8 protein-coding genes are annotated in these 5,966 nt (G+C 76.3%); 1 reads left to right on the forward strand and 7 read right to left on the reverse strand.

Annotated features, from left to right (window positions below; all coding sequences use genetic code 11):
* The 7 genes from ACFU74_RS35360 to ACFU74_RS35390 form a co-directional block, all read right to left on the reverse strand.
* Window positions 1-934 (reverse strand): hypothetical protein (locus tag ACFU74_RS35360; RefSeq protein WP_380764240.1); only part of this gene is annotated, 934 nt, incomplete at its 3' end.
* A complete protein-coding gene (locus tag ACFU74_RS35365; protein ID WP_380764241.1) occupies window positions 931-1,371 on the reverse strand; it encodes a hypothetical protein in 441 nt (146 codons plus the stop codon). The genes ACFU74_RS35365 and ACFU74_RS35360, both read right to left, overlap by 4 nt.
* A 61-nt stretch (window positions 1,372-1,432) precedes the next feature.
* On the reverse strand, window positions 1,433-1,933 hold the full coding sequence (locus tag ACFU74_RS35370) for a hypothetical protein (protein WP_380764242.1): 501 nt from the start codon (window positions 1,931-1,933) through the stop codon (window positions 1,433-1,435).
* 14 nt (window positions 1,934-1,947) lie between these two features.
* On the reverse strand, window positions 1,948-2,094 hold the full coding sequence (locus ACFU74_RS35375; protein ID WP_350547294.1) for a hypothetical protein: 147 nt from the start codon (window positions 2,092-2,094) through the stop codon (window positions 1,948-1,950).
* A 143-nt stretch (window positions 2,095-2,237) separates the two neighbouring features.
* The gene (locus tag ACFU74_RS35380; protein WP_380294759.1) at window positions 2,238-2,669 is read right to left on the reverse strand and encodes a hypothetical protein; all 432 of its coding nucleotides are present in this window, start codon (window positions 2,667-2,669) and stop codon (window positions 2,238-2,240) included.
* A 45-nt stretch (window positions 2,670-2,714) separates the two neighbouring features.
* Window positions 2,715-3,854, reverse strand: a complete 1,140-nt coding sequence (locus tag ACFU74_RS35385) for a hypothetical protein (protein WP_380764243.1) — start codon at window positions 3,852-3,854, stop codon at window positions 2,715-2,717.
* Between the two features lie 95 nt (window positions 3,855-3,949).
* Window positions 3,950-4,684: a hypothetical protein gene (locus tag ACFU74_RS35390; protein ID WP_380764244.1), complete on the reverse strand. Its 735-nt coding sequence runs from the start codon at window positions 4,682-4,684 to the stop codon at window positions 3,950-3,952.
* 308 nt (window positions 4,685-4,992) lie between these two features.
* Here ACFU74_RS35390 and ACFU74_RS35395 point away from each other — a divergent pair, with 308 nt between their 5' ends.
* A complete protein-coding gene (locus ACFU74_RS35395) occupies window positions 4,993-5,874 on the forward strand; it encodes a BTAD domain-containing putative transcriptional regulator (protein ID WP_380764245.1) in 882 nt (293 codons plus the stop codon).
* Window positions 5,875-5,966 lie beyond the last annotated feature (92 nt).

Below are 5,966 nucleotides of genomic sequence, written 5' to 3' on the forward strand. Positions count from 1 at the left end.
CGGCCCGGGCGGCCGCGGCGGCCGGGTCGGCGGCCGGCTCGGAGCGGAGGGTGACCCGGTCGGCGGCGCCCGGCCGCCCGTCCCACGCCTCGTCGGGCCCGGTGACGGCGACGGCGGCGACGACGGTGGTGAAGCCGTGCGCCCGGTCGAGGGTGTGCCGCACCGCCGTGACGTACAGCGGCCGCGCCCCGGCGGCGGGCCGCACCAGGTCGCCGGGCAGCAGCCGGGCGTCCCCGGGCAGCCCGAGCCGGACGGCGGGACGGTCGGCGCGGGCGCCGCCCAACTCCTCGGTCCAGCGCGGCCGGACGTCGTACGCGGCGACCAGGGCGGCCGGGCGGGCGCCGAGGTGCAGCGCCCCGTCGCGGAACAGCGCGAGGGCGCGCCCGCCGCGGCCGTCGTGCTCGGCCAGCGCCCGTTCCAAGCCGGCCAGGTGCTCCAGGTGGCTGGGCCCGGCGGCCAGCGGTCCGCTACGCACGGCCGCGCCGTGCGCCTGCACGGCCACGCCCGCCCGGCGGCCCAGCTCGGCGGCCTGGGTGCGGTGGTCGCCGGCCGGCACCGGGGTGCGGGTGGCGGCCGACAGCCGGTGGTAGGCCTCGTCGATCCCGTCCAGCCTCAACTCCGGCCCGTACCGGCCCCGTTGGCGCACCGCCCGCTCGACGACGGCCGCCGCCACCCGGGCCGCGGGGTCGAACGGCTGGGCGGCCGCGGCCGTCGAACCGTGCAGGTACAGCTCGGCCACCAGCGGGCCGGGGCCCGCGAGCAGCCGGTCGGCGACGGCGTCGGCCAGCCCGCGCACGGTCAGCCGTACGGTGGCGGCGGCCAGACCGGACGGCAGCGCCGCCTCGGCCCGCAGGGTGACCACGCCGCGGGTCTGCGCGCCGGACAGCTCCAGCGGCGCCGCGCCGCCGGTGATCCGCAGGGCCCAGTCGCTCACGGCGCACCTCCGAGGTCCCACCAGGCGAGCCGGATCCGGGAGCCGTGGCGGCCCGCGCCGCGCACCGAACCGGCGCGCAACTCCCAGTCGAGCAGCGCGATCCCGGTGGCGAGGCGGGGCGATCCCGGCAGTTCGACGGTGCGCCGGGCCCCGGCGGTCAGCGGCAGGGCTCCGGCGTGGGCGCCGCCGGCCCGCAGCATCAGCCGGAACGTCCGGCCCGGGTCGGCGGGCGTGCTGACCACGGCGGCCGGGTCGGCGTCGTACCAGGTGTCGGCGCGGCCGAGCACCGCCACCACGAACACGCCGAGGTCGGCGTGGAGCGGCAGGTACTCGGGCAGGCCGCCGTCCAGCGCGGCGTCGACCACGGTGGCGCCGGGCGGCAGCGGGTCGGGCTCGGCGGGGGTGAGCAGCCGGAGGATCGGTGCGGTGGGTCTCAACGGTGTCCCTCCCTCGTCGGGTCGTTCGTCGGGTGGCCGGTGGGCCGGTGCGTGGGGCGGTTCATCGGCGGCCGTCCTGGCCGCGGCGGTCCTCCCAGTCGGCGAGCGCCGACAGGCCCGCCACCGCCGCGTCGGCCAAGGCGTCCGCGCCGCCCCGCCACTCGGGCGCGTGGGCGAGGGTCAGCGTCACCTCGACGACCTCCCGGCGTTCGGCCCGCTCGGCGAAGGAGAGCGCGACGATCCGCAGGTCGGTGCGGATGGTGGACTCGGCCAGCAGGGTCAGCTGCCGGACGGGCTCCGCCGCACCGACCGACGGACCCGAGAACGCGCCGGTCCCGGTCTCGTGCTCGGCCAGCGCCTCCAGCGCCGCCCGCCAGGCGAACCGCTCGGCGCCGACCAGCAGCCCGGAGACCACCACGGTCTCCCGCACCTCGGCGGGCCCGATCCGCTCGTACTGGTACTGGCGGTTCAGGTCCAGGCTGGTCACCGCCCACAGGGGAACGGTCACCAGCCCGTCCGACAGGACCAGGGACGGCGGCCCGTACCGCTGGAAACTGGACACGATCGGACTCCCCCTCAGTCCCGGCGCGGGGCGGGGTCGAGCGCCTCCAGCTGGGCGGTGAGCCGCTCCAGCACGAGGTCGGCGATGGCCTGGTGGTCGACCTGGGGCGCGTGCGCGACCTCGATCTCCACCGGGAAGTGGTAATGCGCGGCCTCGGGCACGTGCGCTCCTCGGTTCGTGGCGGGTTCGTGGCGGGTTCGTCGCTGCTGGGGCTGAGTTCGTCGCGGTCGGGGCGGGGTTCGGACGGGGCCGCCCGGGGCGCCGGCGGCCCCCCGGCCGCCGGCGTCGGGCGCGGCGCCCCGGATCAGGGGATCGAGACCGCCGGCCCGGACTTGCCCTCGACCTTCGCCGCGAGCGAGAAGCCGGAGAAGGTCACGGTCGGCGCGCCGGCGACGGTCGCCGACTGCGCGGAGGCGGTGATCACGCAGTCCGACATGACCACGGTCCGGTACGACCAGTCGGTGCCCGACTGCTCCTGGAGGACGATGTCGAAGCGGCCGCCGCGCAGCGCGATCGCGGTCAGCTCGGCGGCGGCGGGCCCGATGGCCTTCACCGTCATCGAGAAGTTGACCTGCGACGGCTGGTAGACGACGCCGATGTGCGTCGCGCCCAGCGAGTGCAGCGGCTCTGCGTTGAGGTTGAAGGTGGTCGACATCGAGTCGATCGGGGCGATCTCGGCGCTCTTGCCGGCGTCGTCGATGTACGCGACGGCCAGGCGGGTGTTCCAGTCGGCCATGGTGGCGGGCTCCCAGGGTCCTCGGCGGGCGGGTTTGACGGGCTGCTAGTAGGTGACGGCGAGCTTGACGTGCAGGCGGTGCACGGCCGGGCCGTAGGTGATCGAGGTCTGGACGTCGACCGCCCGCTGCTCGCGCGCCACGCGCACGGCGTCCCGGTCCGCCTGCGTCCACTCCGCCTCCGGGCGGCCGAGGACCTCCAGCACCGGGATCCGCACCTCGAAGCCGGCGATCACCGACTCGCGCAGCAGGCCGCCGAGGATGCCCTCGGTGCGCTGCTTGAGCATGGTCAGGCCGGTACGGGTGATCCGGGCGTCGCCGACGCTGCCGATCAGCCCGGCGCGGAGCAGGAACTCCACGTGGTCCACGACCCGCCGCAGGTCGATGTAGCCGTACGCGGGGTCGGTGGTGAAGGTCTGGCCCTCCGCCAGGTGCAGGCCCTCCCCCGCGATCAGCGCCGGGTCGATCACCGGGTTCAGGCCGGCCTTGGAGAGCTCGATGATCTCCGACGGCCCGTACTGCTTCTCCTTCGGGATCCGCACCCCCTTGACCTGCTTGAGCAGCAGCGAGGCGTGCGGCGGGTGCGCGGCGATCACCGCGGCGGTGGCGGCGGCGACGTCGGCGTCCGCGCCCCGGGCCGCGACCAGGACCATCCGGCCGCTGTCGCTGCGCAGCTTGAGCAGCGCCGGGGTGACCACCTTGGCGACGTAGTCCGGAGCCTTCTCCACCTTGGGGTCGATCATGGCGACGCCGATCCGGCGCAGGCCCTTCGCGGAGATCTCCTCGACGTGCGCGCGCAGAGCGAGCAGGCCGGCCGGCGGGGTCTCGGTGCCGATGTCGGTCACGCCGGCCAGGCAGACCACGGACACGTCGTCGACCGCCTCCAGGGCGGCCAGTCCGGCGGCGTGGTCGGCGCCCTTGACGCGCACGCCGTAGACCTTCTGCGGCACCCGGTCCTGGGTGAGGGCGAGCAGCAGGGCCTTCTGCAGCACGCTGTCCTGGCCGAACAGGGCGCGCGCCTCGTCCGGGGTGGTGACGACGTACGGGACGTTGACGGCGGCGGTCCCGCCGCTCGCGCCGTCCGGGGTGGTGCCGACGACGGCGATCACGCCGCTGGACGGCTGGACGCGGGGCGTCAGGCCGGACTTGTCGATCTCGATGTCGACAAAGGGGTAGGCAGTGGGCATGGCGTTCCTCTCGCTCTCCGGGCTCTCCGGTCGGTGGAAGCGGCGGTTCTGGATGTCACGGCGCCACGTGCTGACGGCGCCGGACGGTGACGGCGTCAGGCGGTGGCCGCCTCGGGGACGACCAGCAGGGCGATCCCCTGGGCGGCCAGCAGCCGCCCGGCCGTGGCCGCGCGGGCGGCGCGCTGCTCGGCCGGCCCCGCGGCGGTGGAGCCGCCCGGCCAGTCCGGGTCGTCGAACACGGTCGGCGGCACCAGCCAGCCGACCTGCGCCCGGCCGCGCGGCGCCAGCGGCACCGTGCCCGGCGCCGCCGCCACGCCGAGCGCGCCCAGCACGTCGGCCAGCGCCCGGCTCTCGGCCAGCAGGTCGGCGGGCCGGACGCTCTCCCGGACGAGCAGCGCCGCCAGCACCGGCAGGGCCACCGGGCGCGGCGTCCCGGCGCCCGGTGCGTAGTGGACGGTCAGCTCCGGCCCGTCGGCCCGGCCGAGGGGCGCGGCGTCCACCGCGTCCACCCGGTCGGCCCCGGCCCCGGTGCGCACCGTCACGCTGCCGCGCCACAGCGCGTCGGCGGCGGGCCCGCCGAGGCCGGTGAGGGTGAACCGCCCCTCCTGACGGGTGCCGCCCGGCGCGGACCAGCCGCCCTCGGCGGTGACCGGCCGGTCCAGCCGGACGCCGAGCCGCAGTTCGGCGAAGTCCGCCCGGTAGGGCCCCGTCACCCCGGGCGCCGTCTCGTAGCCGGCCGCCACCAGGTTCTCCAGCGACCGCTGGTCGAACAGCCGGTCCCGCTGCTCCGGATCGGCCAGTCGCACCAGGGTGCGGTCGCGGAAGTCCATCTCGTCCCTCTCGGTCTGCCCCGACCGCGTCGCCGACGCCGTCGGTGTCGGCGACGGCGTCGTCGGTGTTGTCGCCGTCGTCCGCAACAGAGCGTGTCCGTCGACGCGTGCAAACCGCGTGCAGAACACGTGCATGACGCGCATTGACGGCAGGGAAGCCGGGTAGGGCGGCGGTGGATCGCCAACGAAGTCTGCACACGGTCAAATCGTTTAGTCGCTGTTGAGTGGCCGTCTACGCGCAGAGAGCACGCTGCTCGCTCACCGGGTCTGAAGCACCGGGAGACGAACGACAGGGAAGGTGGCTCAGCGTGATCGGCAGCGCGGACGGCAGAGCGGGCGGAGCGGGTGGAGTCCACGGCGCGTGGGAGCTGTGCGCGCTCGGTCCGCTGGAGATCCGGTTCGACGGCGAGACCCTGCCGGTCGGCGGCACCCGGCAGCGGGCGGTGCTCGCCACCCTGCTGCTCTCCCCCGGCCGCCCGGTGCCGGTCGGCCCGCTGATCGACAACGTCTGGGGCGGGCGGGAGCCCGCGAGCGCGCTCAACACCCTGCAGAGCTACGTCTCGCGCCTGCGCACCGTCCTCGCCCGCCCCGGAGACACCGGCGGCTCGGCTCCCCGCCTGCTCGGCGGCCCGTCCGGCTACGTGCTCACCGTCCAGGACGAGCAGCTCGACCACCGGCGCGCCGAACGGCTCCTCGACACCGCCCGGGCCGCGCTCGCGGCCGCAGACCCGGCAGCCGCCCACGACGCGGCCCGGCGGGCGCTGGCGCTCTGGCGGGGCCCGGCACTGGGCGAACTCCAGAACCTGCCCGCCTTCCAGTGGGAGGCCGCCCGGCTGGACGAGATCCGGCTCGGCGCCGAACAGCTGGTGGCCGAGGCGGACCTCGCGCTCGGCCGATCGGAGGAGGCGGTCGCCCGGCTGTGGCGGCTGGTCGCGGGCCACCCGCTGTGGGAGCAGCCGCAGGCCCTGCTGATGCGGGCGCTGTACCGCACCGGCCGTCAGGCGGACGCCCTCGCCCTCTACCAGCGGACCCGCCGCCGGCTCGTCGACGAACTCGGCATCGAGCCCGGCGCGGAGCTCGCCGGCGTCCACGGCGCCATCCTGCGCCAGGACCCGCTGCTCGGGCTGGCCCGGCACGGCGACGGGCACCGGCGGTTGCCCGTTCGGGTAGTGCGGGGCGACGCGCGTTGACACCCCGAGTGGTCTGGTCCACGGTAGTCGCAAGGCCGGGCCTCGACCCGACAGAGGCCTGGTGAACGCGCGTCAGCAGCGCGTCTTCACCG

This window comes from Kitasatospora sp. NPDC057500 (genome assembly GCF_042802195.1).
Classification (GTDB): Bacteria; Actinomycetota; Actinomycetes; order Streptomycetales; family Streptomycetaceae; genus Kitasatospora.

What these genes read in the sequence shown, in the direction of transcription:
- ACFU74_RS35380 (WP_380294759.1), bottom strand. Translation starts at nt 2,669, where the DNA reads ATGGCCGACTGGAACACCCGCCTGGCCGTCGCGTACATCGACGACGCC.
- ACFU74_RS35385 (WP_380764243.1), bottom strand. Translation starts at nt 3,854, where the DNA reads ATGCCCACTGCCTACCCCTTTGTCGACATCGAGATCGACAAGTCCGGC.
- ACFU74_RS35390 (WP_380764244.1), bottom strand. Translation starts at nt 4,684, where the DNA reads ATGGACTTCCGCGACCGCACCCTGGTGCGACTGGCCGATCCGGAGCAG.